We start from the raw sequence: 16,494 nt of genomic DNA, 5'->3' as shown, positions 1-16,494 counted from the left end.
TACTTAAGAATTTTCGTTCTCACTCGCGCCTTGCCTCCCGGCAAAGGTCGCTCGCTCCGGGCAAAAATTCTTAAGGCCCTCCTGGCCAAATTTCCAATTCTTCAAGTTGTTTCGGTATAGAACGCACCCGCTAATTTAGTTATAAGTATGAATATTATCAGGGAAATACTAATAAAAATAAATATTTTTATTTAACTAATTTACAACAAATTAATGGGAATGAAATTCAGCAATACCATCGTCTCGACCCGCTCCTCTAAAGAAAAGAAGAGCCTGTATACCGAAAGTGTCTCAAAATTTGGATTTTGGCAAAGAGAAGGCTTCCCCAAATTAAAATTTCTAAGTCACCTAATATTAGATATATGAGTTAACTCATAACTGTTCGATAAACGAGATTTTTTTTCAGAGAGCTGCTATAGTAACAACCTTTGTTAAACTTCGAGACAGGTATCAATGCATCAGATCCACCTCACCGAGAGCAACCGGCTCGAATCCCTCTCTCAAACATTTAAAGCGCTGGCCTTCCAAAAGGGAAAAAATCCATTTGCAAAACGCGTCGTTCTAGTTCCCAGCGCTGCGTTCAAATCGTATCTAAAAATGGATCTTACGCAAGACGAGAACATCGGCATCTCCTTCGGCATGCATCTCATGTCCTATGAAGAGGGCCTGGTCTTTCTTGCCGAGCAATTTTTGGAAGAAAAACAGCCGAAAAAAGTTCCAAAGCTCTTAGATCTCACCTTGCTGCTGCAGAGTATGATGCTCAATTTGCTGAGCGCAAGCGCAGCCGGGCAGCACCCGCAGTTTCTGGAGCCGCTCTTTGGCTACCTGGGGAAAAAAAGCGCCGCCCCCCTAAAGCAGAACGAAGAGAAAAAACTCTATTTTCTCTCCAAAAGTTTGGCTCGCCTTTTCTTGAACTACAGCCGTTTCGCAAAGCCGGGAGCGTTAAATTTTTCCGGAGAAAGCGAGAGTAATTTTGAAATTCATCTGTTCAACGAACTGTTCAACCCCAAGTCGCCATGGACAACGCGCATCGACAAGCTCTCCTGCCCCCTCAAACCGGCAGGTTGTCCCCAAGAGATGGAGATCTTTGTCTTTGCTCCCTTCATGACGATAGGAGAGGTTGAATTCCTAAAGAAAATTTCCACAAAAGTCCCCGTCGAGGTATTCACCCTGACACCGACCTCGGTCCTTTTTGATGACGTCATTTCAGACCATGAAGAAGCAAGACGGAAGAGGAAAACGCCAGACGATGGGAGCCATGCCTCGGAGAAAAAAAACAGCCTCCTCGCCAACTACTCGCTTCTGTTCCGCGAGACGCAAAAAAACATCTTAGACTCCACAGACACAACTCTCGGCCTTTATCTGGTGGAAGCGGCAGCTAGAGAAGAGCCGGCGTGGTGGGAGCTGATCCAACCCGAGCACCTCCTCGTCGGACGGAATGAGAAAATGACCCTTCTTAAGGGGTTGCAAACGGATCTGATCCTGATGCGCGTTCCCGAGGAGCGCCTGTCTATCGAAGAAGAGAGATTGTCCATCCAAATTCATGAAGCGCCTTCCATGCTCAGGGAGATTGAGATCCTCTATCATGAACTAATGCGGATGATCGAACAAAGAAGAGAATCCGCCGATCCGCTGGAGCCGTGCGACATCCAGGTTTTTGCCAAAGACATCAAACAGTATGAGCCCTATATCAAAGCCCTATTCGGATCAAGCAATAGTGTCTTAAAGTACCAGCTGGTCGGGGAGAGGGCCTCGCCCCATCCGCTTGTTTCGACATTTATCCAGCTGATGGAGCTCTCGTTTGGTAAATTCGAAAGCGTGTCGATTGTCGGCCTGCTTGAGAACAGCTCCTTTAGAAAAAAGTGGGGATTGACCCAGGGCGACCTGCAGACAATCCGCGGATTTATCGAAGAGAGCAGTTTTCAATGGGGTCTAAACCAAGAGCATAAGAGCCGGTATTTTGAGAGCAAGGGATTTCAAAAGTGCGACTACGACAAATCTGCGGGAACGAAAGAGGACTTCGAGTGCGATGTCCTCCAAAGGCTCATGGGGAATGCCTCTGAAGAGATGGGAAAAAAAATCGAAATTAAAGATGCGGAAGTTGTCGCCTCCTGGTTCTCGATTCTCAACTCTCTGCAGCAGGAGCTCGCACTCTTTTCCTCAGATCTAAGCAAGCCGATCCGTGAGTGGAGCTCTCATTTAGAGACCCTTTTGGAGAGGCACTTCTGCCCCCATGATGACAAAGAAGAGGAAGCTCTCCTCTTCATCCGCTCGAAAATCCGCGAGCTGCACACCTTGAGCCGGCTCTCAGATGATGCCCTCTGCCGCTTCTCGACGGTCTATCTTTACATGAAAGACGCTCTTGAAGGAAGCGTGACAAATGAAAGGGAAGAGGATTTGAACTCGGTGAGATTCTCCTCACTGCTGCCGCACCATGCCATGCCGGGCAAAGTGATCGCCATGATTGGGCTTGAAGAAAAAGTGTTTCCGGGACGCGATCCGCAAGACAGCTTGGACCTGCTCAAAAAAACCAAAGCAACCTTTTTTATTCCAAAGGTGTCTGACATCGACCGCTTTCTATTTATGGAGACCCTGCTTTCTGTGAGAGACACCTTATATCTGTCCTACCCGGGAAGAGACAGCGTAGGAGAGGAGTGCGCGCCGTCGTCTGTCATTTTAGATCTCACGTACTATCTTGACACAGCCTTCACCCTAAACGGATCGATCCCGTCCTCAATGATCGCTTTCAGTCATCCCGAGAGGCGATTCGACCCTTTTTACTTTGATGAAAGCAGTCCCTTAAAATGCATCTCTCCCACCCACTATCAAGAATATGTGGTCTCCTTGCAGGAAAAGAAGAGACGCGCTGCCTCACCCAAAGAAAAAACGCTAACCGGTGCCGTAAAAGAAAGCGTTTGCCTTAAAGATCTCTCATCATTCTTGAGAAATCCTCTGGCTTCATATTTAAAGGCGCAAGGATTGAGAATTCCGAGGCACGGTGAAAAGGTGGCAGAGCATCCTCTGGAGATTCCAAAGAAGATTAAACGCCTTGCCCGAAAAAAATTGATTGCCGACAGCGACGCGAAAGAGCCTGTTCCCGAATCTCTCCCCTGGCTAAGCCCCCCTCTTTTTCAAGAGCACCATCGGATGAAGCTTCGGAATGAAAAGGAAACGGCGCTCGAAGAGCTCAAAAACGTCGGACTTGTGCCGAAAAACCTCTTCACCCTCAATCTTCTTCCTTATAGGGACGTGGATCCGATACAAGAAGAGGATAGCCTGCACATTCCAGGCGTTTTGGTACGGGACAGGACGCTCATTCACGGCTCTATTGAACAGCTAACGCCCTTAGGGTTAGTGCGGATTCATACGAACTTCGAGAGCGAAGCGCTCTCCTCCTTGCCTGCACTCGCCGCCTCCCAAATGTTAGTTCCTGAGGAGGCAAGGCCCCCGAACCGCCTCTTCTTGCTGGGAAAGAAAAAAAAGGGAGTTGTCACTCTAGGAAACCCGGAGGACTATCTTGCCTGCCTGGTCGACATCTATTTCGAGGGGATCCAAAAGCCGCTCTTGCTCTTCCCCACCTTTTTAAAACCCCTTGCGGAGAAAAACCCGGAAGGGCTTCGAAAAGCTATTGAAGAGGCGTTTAATCCCCACCTGGAAAACGAAGTATCGGATCTTTTGGAATGGGTTTATGGCTCCAAGGAATCCATCAACGTTGAGGAATTGATCGAAGAGCTTTCCGAAAAAGCGCGCTTGATCTATGCGCCGCTCCTTGAAGTGGAATCCATAAAAAAAGAGAGGGATAACTAGATGAAAGCCTTTGACATCCTCTCCAAAAATCTTTGCATCCATCAAAATACGATGCTGGAGGCGTCGGCGGGAACAGGAAAAACCTTCACCATCGAGCACCTCGTGATCCGGTTTCTTCTCGAAGAGGACCCGCTAACCGGCCAGACGATGGAGCTTAGCGAGATCCTGCTTGTGACCTTCACCAAAAAAGCCGTGTTGGATCTTAAAAGACGGGTCCGTTCGGCACTAAAAAAGACCATTTCCCTTCTCTCGCAAGATGGGGCTGAAGAGATGCCGGAATATCTTCAGGCCTCAGTTGAGAGGCAGCAAGGCAACACCTCCCTGTTAAAAAGCAAACTCGAAAAAGCGCTCTCAATATTCGAGGAAGCTGAAATCTTCACCATTCACAGCTTTTCGATGAAAGCGCTGATGGAAAATTCTTTTGAAACAGGATTCACCCAATCGGGTGAGAAAGAGAACATCACCCACGAAGAGCTGATGCTGGTGGCCGAGGAGTTTTTCAGAACCGAATTCTCGCCTCCCGACTTCAGCCAGGGGCAGCTGACGAATCTGATGAGATACTTTTCAAGCGACATCCCTAAGCTGCTAAAAAAACTGGTCAACCTCTCCAACACCTATCATTCGATCGAGAGAAAGCGCCCCTTTCATGAACTGTATCTTGAGTTGAGACAAGCCGGCATCCCGGGTAATGAAGAGGGAATCCTGCAACAGCTGATGACCATTGCCGACCATTTCAAAAAACCTCAACCCGCCCCCGATGAGAGAACATACCCCATTTTAGCGAAGGCGCTCTCCTCCAACGAGGTTTCAGAAAAGGATTTCGATCACCTGATCAAAGAAGCAAAGGTGCTCATCGAAAAGTTCAGCGATGAGAACAGAAAAAAGCGAGGGATGCCCAAAACCCCAATCGACGAAAGTCTATTCACAAGGCTGAAAAAGTTGCTTCTGCTGATTGAGGAGGCGGGCTCGCCCGAGGTCATCTTGGTGAACGCGGCCGCTTCCCTCAAAGGATTCATCAAAAGGCGCCAGGAAGAAGAGGGGAAGTTCAGCTTCGACGCCCTTTTAACCAAAGCGTGGGAATCGGCGGAAAATTCCCGCTTTAAAGAGAGCATCAGGAGCCGCTACAAGGCGGTCATTATCGATGAATTCCAAGATACCGACCCCATGCAATGGGGAATTTTCTACCGTCTCTTCATTGAGGGCAACAGCGACACTAAGATTTTTTTGGTGGGAGATCCCAAGCAGTCCATCTACCATTTCCGCCAGGCCGATATCTACACCTATCTGAGAGCGGCCGAAGACATCGGGATAAACGACCGCGGAACTCTCGGCGTGAACTACCGCTCAAGGCCGGATCTGATTGACGCCATCAACCTTTTTTTCAGTGAGAGTAAGCTTCCTAAACTGATCGCCCTTCCCAAAACCGGCGGACACCTGCCCTATCTGCCGGTGGCTGCAGGAAGAAAAATGGGCGCCATCCCGTTTTCCGACGATAAAAAATCCTTTCATGTCGTTCTTAAAGACCAAGAGGCCGGAAAAGAAGACATCACGCCGTTTTTGATCAGAGATGAGATCATCGCGCTAAGAGAGGCGGGCATCGCCCGGTTCGGACAGATGGCTGTGTTAGTCAAAGACCGCTATCAGGGAAAAGAGGTGGAGGAAGCTCTTCAGCAGGCGCTCATTCCCGCAAGCTGGCAGCGAGGATACAGCCTGATCGGCAGCCTTTCTCATAAGGCCATGATTGAACTGATGGAAGGTGTGATTCTCTTCAAAAATTTCAGCAAGCTGAAGACGGCCCTCGCCGGGCCGATTCTGCTCTTCCCGGAGAATGCTCTTGAAGATGTGCAGTCAGGCGCCTTCTTAGCGGCCATCCAAGAGATCGGAAATCTAAGGGACACCCTCTTCAACCTCGGATTTGCCTCGTTCTTCGAAGAGCTCAAGAGCAAAACGCTAGGCCTTGAAGCGACTGTGTCAGAAAAACTGATCGTTAATCGTGGAGGAGCCAGGTTTTTAGATGAGGTATGCCTCATCGCCGAACGGTTGATGGAAGTGGAAAACGAACTCGGCTACTCCCCGGATAGGCTCCTGCATTATCTAAAAGAGGCCCTTTCGTTCAATGCGGATGATTATCCGGAGTGGAATCTTCCCCCCTCAGGTGAAGAGGACTCTGTAAAAATCATCACCATCCACTCCAGCAAGGGGCTTGAGTATGATATAGTCTTCGCCGTCGGCCTTTTCAAGACCGGCTCTGATCCCGATCAGATCGTGCATCGGGAAGAAGAGGGCAAGTTTATCATCAAGGCTCTTCTCTCGCATGAGAGTGCGCTCTATGAGCAGTGGTGCGAGGAGATCGACGCCGAGAAAATACGGCAACTTTATGTCGCTCTGACAAGAGCCAGAGAGAGGCTTTACCTCTACTTCTCAGACCTAAAGAAAGATAAACTTGCCATCGGAAAGGCATCCCCCCTGGACCTGTGGCTGGCGAAACTATCGGTCAAGGAAGGCTCCTACCAAGACCTCTACGATGCCATCAGAGCCGGATCCGAAGAGCCGCTGATGCGCTTTTTGGAAAGCCAGAAGGAAATCTCCTATGAAACAGGCCGCTTGCGAAATACAGCCACCTTGGAGCCCAAGGCAAAGACCGCTTCAAGCCTCTTCAAGGCGCCGCCCCCCATCACAAGAGACCACAAGCCCATCTTACTCACCTCCTTTTCATCTATCGCTAAAGCGAGCGGTGAAGAAAAAGAAAGCGGCAGGGAAGAGGCGCCCCGGGACTTTAACGCTCCTTTGAAGTCGCCCCTGACCCTGCCTGCCGGTGCCCAAACAGGCGTTGTCATCCACTCCATACTGGAAAGAATCCCCTTCCATCCCAGGAAAGCGGAATCCTTCGTCACCGATTATTTGTCGGGATCCGAATACGCTCCTTGGTCGCAGGCGATCGCAGAAATGGTCAAAAGAGCGTTTACCCACACTATATTTGGTTTCAGCCTCGCTGAGGTCGACCCTGCCAAAACCATGAGAGAGTATGAGTTTCTCTACCCCGCATCACTATCCCCGTCAGCGGATGGCTACTTGAAAGGGGTTATCGATTTAATCTTCCTGCATCAGGGGAAGTACTATCTTCTCGACTGGAAAACCAACTGGCTGGGAAGAGAGCTCTCCGATTATACCGAAGACAAAATCTTGCGCTCCATGGAAGAGCACCACTACAAACTGCAAGCCAAGATCTATGCCGAAGCAATAAAGCGCTATGTCCGCCTCTTCGACGACCGCCCCTTTGAAGAGCTTTTCGGTGGAGCATATTATGTCTATCTAAGAGGCCTGCCTCCACCCGGCGGCCAGTTGACAGGAGTTGCCCCTGTACTTTTTCTAAACGATTTAGAGGCTCTATGACAGAAGACAATCTTACCGAGCGCCCCTGGCCGCTGATCCACCTCTGCAAGGAAAAGGGGATGATTGACGAACTCGATCTTACACTTGCAAAAAACCTCCTCAAAAATGAGAAGGATAAAAAGGAAGAGTGGGCCCTATTTCTTTGCCATATGAGTCGCTCATTAAGGGAGGGAAGTCTTGCTGTTTCGTTAGAAAGCGGGAAACTGATGCCCTCTCCTGTAAGCATCTGGAAAGATAAAAAGAAAGATCCGCTTCTCTCCCCGGTCGATATCGCCGCCGTAGAAGAGAAGATTATCGAAGGGTTCCATCTTCCGGCGTCGCTTGTACACGAGCGCAGCACGGAGAAGGCTGCCGATAAACCGATCATACGCGAGGGAAACAGGCTCTATTTTCAGCGCTCCCTCCGTGCAGAAGAGCGTTTTTTGCAATCCATGACGCAGTTTTTAAAGTTTAGGAAAAAAGACAAGTTCGACCGTCAAAAAGCGATGCTCTTTGTCGAAGAGATGAAGAGAAGTGGATCGCTTGAAGAAAAACAAGCCCAAGCCGCTCTTGCCTTTTTAGATTCGGCTATCACCCTGATCATGGGAGGGCCCGGCACCGGGAAAACGTACACTGCCGCCATGATCGTACGCATGCTTCAACAGGCACGCATCTCCTCTGAACCCTATAAAATTGCCCTCGCTGCACCGACGGGAAAAGCCGCTTCCAATTTAAAGCAGGCGCTTTCGAAATGCGGGGCGACAGAAGGGATCGAAGAGCCCAGAACTCTCCACTCCCTTTTGAATCTGGGCTATCAGTCAAAAGAGGTGAAATCACCCTATCAGCTCAGCCACGATCTCTACATCATCGATGAAGCCTCCATGATTGACATTGAGCTCATGACGGCCCTTCTGCGGTCGATGAAGCCTACGGCAAAGGCCATCTTCTTAGGAGACCAAAATCAGCTCCCGCCGATCGACCTGGGATCTCCCTTTTCCGACATTGCCGATGCCAAAGACAATTTACCCCCTTCCTTAAGCTGCGTGGAGCTGAACGTCAGCATCCGTTGCGAGACTAAGGATATCCTGGAGCTGTCAAAGCTGATGCTGGAAGGGGACGGAAACAAAACAGTGCAATTTCTCAAAGTGCCCCGGGAAGAGGTCGAGTGGCGCCCCATCCACGATGAGGGAGACAAGGAGATTCTTGGCCATATTGTGGCCTCATCCAAGTTAAAGTATGAATGGATGGTAAGAGAGAATCTGACCGATACCGAGCTGTTTCAGCTCAAATCGACATTCACAGTATTGACTCCTTTTCGCGTAGGAATGCTCGGTTCTGAAGCGATCAACCACGCCATCAATAAAGCGTTTGCAACGGCGACATCCAAGGGTGCCGTGCCGATCATCATTTTGGAAAACAAGCCCGATCTGGGCCTCTTCAATGGCGATATTGGATTCCTTAAAGAAGGCCACTCAGGCCAAAGGAAGGCCATATTCTTAAAACAGAATACCGTGGAGACTATCGCGTTTCCGGAGGCCATCTTGCCAAAATATGAATGGGCGTTTTGCCTCTCGATCCACAAATCCCAAGGGAGTGAATTTCAGGAGGCTTTAATTGTTCTGCCGGAAGGGTCGGAGCATTTTGGCAAAAAAATAGCCTATACGGCACTGACAAGGGTCAAAAAGCGCGCCTGCCTTGTCGCGAGAGAAGAGACCCTATGCAAAATCTTGTCCGAAAAAACGCCAAGAACCTCGGGAATTGCAGAAAAGGTGCTGCAATTGTCTTGTACATCCTGAGCCAAAGCCCTGCGAGTCAGACAGGGCAGGACGTATCGTCTGCAGGTACTAAGAGATTCTACTTTTTTTTCAAATCATCTTCGGTGTACCTTCCGGCAGGTTACGCTTTCTGAATATACATCTGCCAATTTATACCGAAAGGATCTCAAAGTTTGGGGTTTTGGCTTTGAGAAAGCGACAAACTTTGAGATACTTTCGATATACAAAAGAACATCTAAAAAGAGAATGTCTATGAAAAAGAAAGTAGTCCTATGGTCAGTGGTCCTCATTTCCCTGATCTTTCGCCTGCCGGCCCTCATCGTCGAAACACACTCCATCGAATCCGTCAGAACCCATGCCGGTCCGACTACCCTCATCCTCTTCGATATCGACAATACCCTGATTGAACCTGTGCAGGAATTGGGTACGGATCAGTGGTTTGAGCACCGCCTGACCGAGTATAAAGCGCTGGGTTTGCCCGCGGGTGAAGCGAAGGAAAAAACTGTGTCTGAGTATGTTGCCATCCATAGCATTACAAAAGTGAAGCCTGTCGAGAAAGTGACTCCGTCGTTGATTGCACAGCTGCAGCAGGAAGGATATATCTGCATGGGTTTGACCGCGCGAGGCCTTTCCCTGGCGACAAGGACTGTCGAACAGTTAAAAAGCGTCGGCATAGAGCTGACACAGACAGCCCCCTCCAAAGAAGAGTTCTATTTCACAAACCATCACGGTGTTCTCTACCGTGCCGGCATTCTCTTCGCCTCGGGCACCCACAAAGGCAATGCCCTGGTCAAACTTCTGCGCCATCTTCATTACTGCCCTGATAAAATCGTGTTTATCGATGATAAGCTGAACCAGCTGAAAGATGTCGAACATACTTTGGAAAACGAAGGCATCGCTTTTGTGGGACTGCGCTATGGTTTCTTAGATGAAAAGGTCGCCGGCTTTAGAAAAGCGGTTGCCGATCTCCAGTTTGCCCATTTTGGCCATATTCTTTCCGATGAGGAGGCTGCCCTGCTGATGGGAGAGACCAAATAGTGCGGCATTCGCTCGTCTAAAATGTCAATTCCGGCAAAGGTTATTTATACCGAAAGTGTCTCGAATTTATTATTTGGCTTTGAGATCCTTTCGGTATCCACCGAAAGGATCTCATAAATTGATCTTTTGAGACGCTTTCGGTATACCGAGGGTGTTGCAAAAAAAATCAGCCGATCGGATTTAGCGGGCAAAAACCGTTTGATCGCAACACAAGGAGCTTTTACCCTGGCCAGGAAATCCCTCTTCACATCATGCTGGAAAGGCCATCTCCCGCCACTGCACCAGGCTGTGGTTGAAGGAGATCTGCCTTTTATCCTGCAAAACAAAGCAAATCCCAAACACTATCTTTCCAAAGACAATTTTGGCTTCAGCGCCGGGGAGTTGGCGCTTCTGCTGGGGAAACTCGAGATGGCCAAAGAGTTTGGCTATCGCCCCCCCACGCACATCCTTTTCCAAGACAAAGGCAAGGCGATCGATGCTTTGTTAACCGAACACTTTGAAGAGCGTTTTGACATCCGGCTGATCCCCAGCCTCACCTGTCCAAGTTACTCGCTTCTCAAAGAGAGCATCAGGCAATGCCCCTTCAGTTATCGATACACCGCGCTTGGTAGCGAAATGAAAAGGAAAGGATCGCTTTACCGAGAAGAACTGTTCCACATGAAACAGAGCCCTTGCAGTGTAAGGTTTGTTGACGAGATGAAGGGATTTGGGCTGTTTGCCGAAAAGCGGCTGACCCACGGCGAGTGGATCGGAGAGTATTGCGGCCTCTTGACAAAGCTTGAAAGAGAAGAGCTGGATACGGACTACATCGTGCACTATCCCACGCGTTTTTTTTCCATGAATCTCTTTGGCGTCGATGCTAAAAAAAAGTGCAACCTCATGCGCTTTGCCAATCACAAAGACCGACCCAATGCGGCGGCGGAATACCTCCTGGACAGAGGGCTTCTGCACCTCGCGTTTTTCGCCATCGGCGAGATCGCGCCGGGGGAAGAGATCACGATCGATTACGGAAGGGATTATTGGATGAACCGCTCCAAAAGATGAAGGGGTCTTTACCCCAAAATCCCGAGACAGAATCGCCACAAACAGCTTATACAAAGTAGAATAGAACACTCGATTACCTCTTACGAGGGCTATTCTGCGAAGACGATTCCATAATTAACCTTGAGAGATTATGGTAGCGTTGTGACGAGCGTTTCACTGGAGGGTTGACCTATGCCGAAAGCGTCTCACAATCTGAGATTTTGGTTCCGGAAAACAGCCCCTCTAAGAAGAATAGATGGTAGAGTATGAATAAAAAGTTTTTACTGATTCCTTTCGTCGCCCTCATCTGTCTTGTGTCTCTGATCCTCTCGCGCTTTTTGAACGAATCGGATCCCGGCACGATCATCATTTCCGGCAATATCGAATTAACCGAAGTGAAACTGAGTTTCAAAATTCCGGGCCGTGTCGTCAAAAGATTTGTATCGGAAGGGCAAAAGGTTCAGGCGGGCGCTTTGGTGGCGAGGATCGATTCCGAGGAGCTAAGGCAAGAGCTGAAAATGAACGAGGCGGAAAGAGAAGCTGCTAAAGCCTATCTCAAGGAGCTTCAAGTCGGCTACCTTCCCGAAGAGGTCTCCCAGGCTGAAGCACGGCTTAAGCAAGCCGAAGCGGACTTCGACCGGCTGAACGCTGATTATAGCCGTCAGAAGCAGCTTTATAAAGAAGATGTGATATCGCTTCGGGAATTTGATTTAAGCCAGGCCGCTTTCGCGGTGTCGCAAGCTAAAGTGTTGGAAGCGAAGGAAAACCTGACCTTGCTGAAAAAAGGGATCCGCGAAGAGAAGATCGCCCAGGCAAAAGCGCGTCTGACAAAAGCCGAGGAGGCCGTCTCGCTTGCCATGACGAGGCTGAGCTTTGCCGAATTAACCTCTCCGATCAGCGGCTTTGTGCTGCAAGACTATATCGAAGAGGGGGAGTTTGTGCAGCCGGGCACTCCGATCATTTCGGTCGGAAACTTAGATGAAGTCTATTTGAAAGCGTACATCGACGAGATGGACCTTAGCAGAGTCAAGCTGGGACAACACGTCAAAATCACCACCGATTCCTATCCCGATAAAATCTATCATGGAGTTGTTTCTTTCATATCCCAAGAGGCTGAATTTACCCCGAAGAACGTGCAGACAGAAAAGCAGCGCGTCAAATTAGTCTACCGCATCAAGGTGGATGTCGATAACAAAGAACATGAGCTCAAGGGTGGACAGCCGGCCGACGGACTGATCATGGTTACTCCCCTTCAGGATACACTTTAAGGGACAATCGATGGAATCTGTCTCGGAAAAAAAAGAGAAGCCTCTATTGATTGAGTGTGACAATCTCAGCAAGAGTTTCGGCCGATTAGTCGCTGTCGATCAGGTTTCCTTCAAAGTGCATGAAGGAGAGATCGTCGGGCTTGTCGGTCCCGACGGAGCCGGCAAGACCACCCTGATCCGCATGCTCACCTCCGTGCTGCCTCCCTCGGGAGGCAACGCCTTCATCGATGGCTTCTCTATCCTGTCTGACGAGCAAAAAATCCAGGATCGCATTGGCTATGTAAGTCAGCAGTTCGGGCTCTACGGAGACTTGACCGTCATGGAAAACCTCCATTTTTTCGGTGATGTCTTCGGCGTGGAAAACTCAGAGAAGAATCAACGGATCGAAGAGCTTTTAGAGTTCAGCCAGCTCAAGGACTTCAAGGATTTTCAGGCAGAGAAGCTATCGGGAGGCATGAAGCAGAAACTGAGCCTCTCCTGCGCACTGATACACCGCCCCAAGGTGCTCTTCTTGGACGAACCGACCAATGGAGTGGATCCTGTTTCCCGAAGGGATTTTTGGAATATCTTGCGCTCTTTGAATGAAAGGGGAACCACCGTTTTCCTCTCCACCGCTTATTTAGATGAGGCGGAGCGCTGCGGAAAGATCATTTTTCTTCACAAGGGCGGCATCTTAGCTTGCGGCACCTTAAATCAGCTGAGAAGGTCTGTCGCGGGCAATGTGGTGGAAATTAAATGCAAAACGCCCCGGATTGCGTTCCTAAAATTGCGGAACCTCTTCGGCACCGATGTGGTCAAACTTTTTGGCAATCGCATCCACGTCTTTCTCTTCGCTTCCGACACACCCGGCACGATCGAAACTGTGGAAAAAATCCTGACTGAGGCCGGGATCGTTGATGCGTCAATCACCTCTGTAGCGCCCACTTTAGAAGACATCTTCATGGCCCTGATGAGAGGAAAAGATGATGATGAGGTCTGAGAGTGGTCAATACTAAACCCCCGTTAAGCGTCCAGGTGGTCAACCTGACCAAAAAATTCGGCTCATTCACGGCAGTCGATCGGTTATCGTTTGAAGTGGAAAAAGGGGAGATCTACGGTTTTTTAGGTCCGAACGGCGCCGGCAAGTCGACGACGATCCGCATGTTATCCGGGCTATTGACCCCCACGTCAGGAACGGGCATCGTAGCCGGCCTCGATATCGCCCGGGAGCCCGAAAAAGTCAAGGAAACGATCGGGTACATGAGCCAAAAATTTTCCCTCTACCGTGATCTGACGGTGGAGGAGAACATCGATTTTTACATGGGGATCTATAAGGTTCCTCCGTTAATCCGAGAAAAGAGAAAGGATTGGGCGATCGAAATGGCCGGACTTAAGCACCACCGCAACGAAAGAACCGAGACCCTTTCGGGCGGATGGAAACAAAGGCTCTCTTTGGGCTGCTCCATTCTGCATAATCCATCGCTGCTTTTCCTTGATGAACCCACTGCCGGTGTCGACCCGATCAACCGCAGGCACTTTTGGAACCTGATCTACGACCTTGCAGACAACGGAATGACCGTCTTTGTCACCACTCACTATATGGACGAGGCGGAATATGTCGACTACATCGCATTCATCTACCGTGGGCGGCTGATCATCAAAGGCCCTCCTGAAGAGGTGAAAAAGCAATCCATCACCGGTTCGATATTTGACGTTGAAACCGACCATCCCCAATTGATCTGCGATGCCGCAAAGAGGCTGCCGATCGTCAGGGAGGCCTCTCTTTTCGGCAGCGGCGCCCATATCTATCTCAATGAGGGCTGCTCAGACAAAGACCGGCTCATTCATGAGCTTGAAAGAGGCGGCGTCGGCTTTTCCCTAAGGCAGATCGACCCGACGATGGAAGATGTGTTTATCTCCCTGATCGAAAAAACCGACAGGGAGGAGGTCCATAAGAGATGAAATTCCATCGCGTGATCGCTGTAGCGAGAAAAGAGTGGATCCATGTCCTTCGAGATTGGCGCTCCCTCCTTTTGACTTTGGGAACTCCTGTTTTCCTCTTAGTCCTCTTCGCCTACGCCCTCACGCTCGATGTCGACAAAGTCCCCCTTGCCCTGATGGATCAGAGCAACACACAAGAGAGCCGCGATATCTCTGCCCGTTTTATAGACTCCGGCTATTTCAAGCTCGTCGGCACCAGCACGAACTACCGAGATCTCGAAAAAATGATCGACAACGGGACGGCTCTCATCGCTCTGGTTATCCCGCAAGACATAGAGCTTGGATCAAAAAGCCACTCCCTAAAAAAAGTGCAGATCATTGTCGATGGCAGCGACTCCAACACCGCGACTATCGCTTTGGGGTACTCGGAAGCCATCATCGGCAAGCTTACGGAAGAGAGGATAACACGCTTTGCCAGGGAGGAAGGATACCGTGGCAATTTGAATGACATCGATCTGCGCTCTCGCGTATGGTACAACCCCGATATGGAATCCAAATACACCATCGTCCCCGGCCTTATCGGTGTCATCATGATGGTGATCACCTCGTTGATGACATCCCTGACAATGGCAAGGGAGTGGGAAAAGGGAACCATGGAGACGTTGATCACAACCCCGATCAGACCTTTCGAATTGATTGTCGGCAAGATGATCCCCTATTTCTTCATCGGGCTGATCGACGTGATCATCGTGATCGCCATTGGGGAGTTTGTCTTCCATGTTCCGATGCGCGGCAGCTTAGGGCTTCTCTTCCTCTTCACCACCATATTTCTCGTCGGGGCGCTCTCTTTGGGAATGCTGATCAGCATCATCACCAAAAGCCAGCTGCTGGCAAGCCAACTGGCGACTGTGGTCACCTTTCTTCCATCCTTCCTTCTTTCGGGGTTTTTAAGCCCCATCGCCAACATGCCCCTTTTCATTCAGATGATCACCCTTTTGGTTCCGGCACGGTATTTAATCCATTTCTTAAGATCGATTTACCTCAAGGGCGAAGGCATCGAGACGCTTTACATCGAAGCGCTCTTTTTAATCACTTTTGCCCTCATGACCTTTTTATTTGCCAATATGGCCTTCAAAAAGAAGATGGTTTAAAGATGTTCTCCAGAATAAAAGAGATGATTCTCAAAGAGTTCATTCAGATCTTCAGAGACCCCAGGATGCGGAGCATCATCTTCGTCATTCCCATTTTTCAGATTGTCATCTTTGGCTACGCCGTCACAACCGACGTCAATCATATTGCAACCTGGATCTTAGACAACGACAACTCCAAAAGCAGCCGCGCTGTCTCCGACGCGTTTTCCAAGTCAGGCTATTTCCAGATCCACGGCTACTTAAAGAATGAGAGGGAAATCGCCCAAGTTCTCGATTCAGGCAGTGCGCTGGTTGTTTTGACAATACCGCAAGGTTTCCAAGATAAGATCGAATCGGGAGAGGTGGCAACCATGCAGTCGATTATCGACGGCACCGATAGCAACACGGCGAGGATCGTCAGCGGCTACGTTGGAAAGATCGCACGAGGTCTCAACTACGAATCGGCGGATAAAAAGCTTCGGCAAATCGGCAACAAGATGGCCTATGCACCAATCCACTTGGAATCGAGAGCCTGGTTCAACGATAATTTGGAAAGCCGCAATTTCTACATTCCGGGCATCATCACCACCATCGTGACCCTTGTAACCCTGACGATGACATCCATGTCAATCGTCAGGGAAAAAGAGGTGGGAACCATGGAGCAGATTCTGGTCAGTCCGATCAAAAAAATTGAGTTTATCCTAGGCAAAACAATCCCTTTCAGCCTGATCGCCTACATCGATGTGATCCTGATACTAACCGTCGCCACCTTTTGGTTTGAAGTGCCGCTCCGGGGAAGTATTCTGCTTCTTTTTGTCGCCGTCACCTTCTACCTGTTCACAATACTGGGAATCGGCTTTTTCATTTCAACCATCAGCCATACGCAGCAGCAGGCGATGATGGGAACATTCTTCTTCTATTTTCCGATGGTGCTTCTTTCAGGCTTCCTGTTTCCCATCGTCAACATGCCAGACAGCATCCAGTGGGTGACCTATATCAACCCCCTGCGCTATTTCATTTCGTTCATTCGGTCACTATTCCTTAAGGGCGTGGGACTTGAGATTCTTTGGCCCCAAATTGCCGCATTGGCTATCATGGGCCTTGGCAGCATCTGGCTGGCGACAAAACGGTTCCAAAAAACTTTAGGATGACACAAGGGTA

10 protein-coding genes are annotated in these 16,494 nt (G+C 49.5%); all 10 read left to right on the top strand.

The window, feature by feature from the left end; genetic code table 11:
• Positions 1-453: 453 nt before the first annotated feature.
• The 10 genes from ELAC_RS07875 (at position 454) to ELAC_RS07830 (ending at position 16,484) form a co-directional block, all read left to right on the top strand.
• On the top strand, positions 454-3,807 hold the full coding sequence (locus tag ELAC_RS07875) for an exodeoxyribonuclease V subunit gamma (protein ID WP_098038736.1): 3,354 nt from the start codon (positions 454-456) through the stop codon (positions 3,805-3,807).
• On the top strand, positions 3,808-7,200 hold the full coding sequence (locus ELAC_RS07870) for a UvrD-helicase domain-containing protein (protein ID WP_098038735.1): 3,393 nt from the start codon (positions 3,808-3,810) through the stop codon (positions 7,198-7,200).
• A complete protein-coding gene (gene recD / locus ELAC_RS07865) occupies positions 7,197-8,975 on the top strand; it encodes an exodeoxyribonuclease V subunit alpha (RefSeq protein WP_098038734.1) in 1,779 nt (592 codons plus the stop codon). The genes ELAC_RS07870 and recD overlap by 4 nt, the downstream gene beginning before the upstream one ends.
• 231 nt (positions 8,976-9,206) lie before the next feature.
• Positions 9,207-9,992: a DUF2608 domain-containing protein gene (locus ELAC_RS07860; protein ID WP_158227843.1), complete on the top strand. Its 786-nt coding sequence runs from the start codon at positions 9,207-9,209 to the stop codon at positions 9,990-9,992.
• 198 nt (positions 9,993-10,190) lie between these two features.
• Positions 10,191-11,036 (top strand): SET domain-containing protein-lysine N-methyltransferase, encoded by an 846-nt coding sequence (locus ELAC_RS07855; protein ID WP_143406476.1) that lies wholly within the window; start codon positions 10,191-10,193, stop codon positions 11,034-11,036.
• 245 nt (positions 11,037-11,281) lie between these two features.
• A complete protein-coding gene (locus tag ELAC_RS07850) occupies positions 11,282-12,283 on the top strand; it encodes an HlyD family secretion protein (protein WP_098038731.1) in 1,002 nt (333 codons plus the stop codon).
• A 10-nt stretch (positions 12,284-12,293) separates the two neighbouring features.
• Positions 12,294-13,262, top strand: a complete 969-nt coding sequence (locus tag ELAC_RS07845) for an ABC transporter ATP-binding protein (RefSeq protein ID WP_098038730.1) — start codon at positions 12,294-12,296, stop codon at positions 13,260-13,262.
• A 2-nt stretch (positions 13,263-13,264) separates the two neighbouring features.
• Positions 13,265-14,224 (top strand): ABC transporter ATP-binding protein, encoded by a 960-nt coding sequence (locus tag ELAC_RS07840; RefSeq protein ID WP_098038729.1) that lies wholly within the window; start codon positions 13,265-13,267, stop codon positions 14,222-14,224.
• The gene (locus ELAC_RS07835; protein WP_098038728.1) at positions 14,221-15,354 is read left to right on the top strand and encodes an ABC transporter permease; all 1,134 of its coding nucleotides are present in this window, start codon (positions 14,221-14,223) and stop codon (positions 15,352-15,354) included. The genes ELAC_RS07840 and ELAC_RS07835 overlap by 4 nt, the downstream gene beginning before the upstream one ends.
• Before the next feature lie 2 nt (positions 15,355-15,356).
• Positions 15,357-16,484: an ABC transporter permease gene (locus tag ELAC_RS07830; protein ID WP_098038727.1), complete on the top strand. Its 1,128-nt coding sequence runs from the start codon at positions 15,357-15,359 to the stop codon at positions 16,482-16,484.
• The last annotated feature ends 10 nt before the right edge of the window (positions 16,485-16,494 follow it).

The organism is Estrella lausannensis (assembly GCF_900000175.1).
In the GTDB taxonomy this organism is placed as follows: domain Bacteria; phylum Chlamydiota; class Chlamydiia; order Chlamydiales; family Criblamydiaceae; genus Estrella; species Estrella lausannensis.
The sequence above is the reverse complement of the archived record's forward strand: the minus strand, read 5'-3'. Positions and strand labels throughout refer to the sequence as shown.

Coding starts and splice junctions, on each gene's coding strand:
- ELAC_RS07875 (WP_098038736.1), top strand. CDS start 454: ATGCATCAGATCCACCTCACCGAGAGCAACCGGCTCGAATCCCTCTCT.
- ELAC_RS07870 (WP_098038735.1), top strand. CDS start 3,808: ATGAAAGCCTTTGACATCCTCTCCAAAAATCTTTGCATCCATCAAAAT.
- recD (WP_098038734.1), top strand. CDS start 7,197: ATGACAGAAGACAATCTTACCGAGCGCCCCTGGCCGCTGATCCACCTC.
- ELAC_RS07860 (WP_158227843.1), top strand. CDS start 9,207: ATGAAAAAGAAAGTAGTCCTATGGTCAGTGGTCCTCATTTCCCTGATC.
- ELAC_RS07850 (WP_098038731.1), top strand. CDS start 11,282: ATGAATAAAAAGTTTTTACTGATTCCTTTCGTCGCCCTCATCTGTCTT.
- ELAC_RS07845 (WP_098038730.1), top strand. CDS start 12,294: ATGGAATCTGTCTCGGAAAAAAAAGAGAAGCCTCTATTGATTGAGTGT.
- ELAC_RS07835 (WP_098038728.1), top strand. CDS start 14,221: ATGAAATTCCATCGCGTGATCGCTGTAGCGAGAAAAGAGTGGATCCAT.
- ELAC_RS07830 (WP_098038727.1), top strand. CDS start 15,357: ATGTTCTCCAGAATAAAAGAGATGATTCTCAAAGAGTTCATTCAGATC.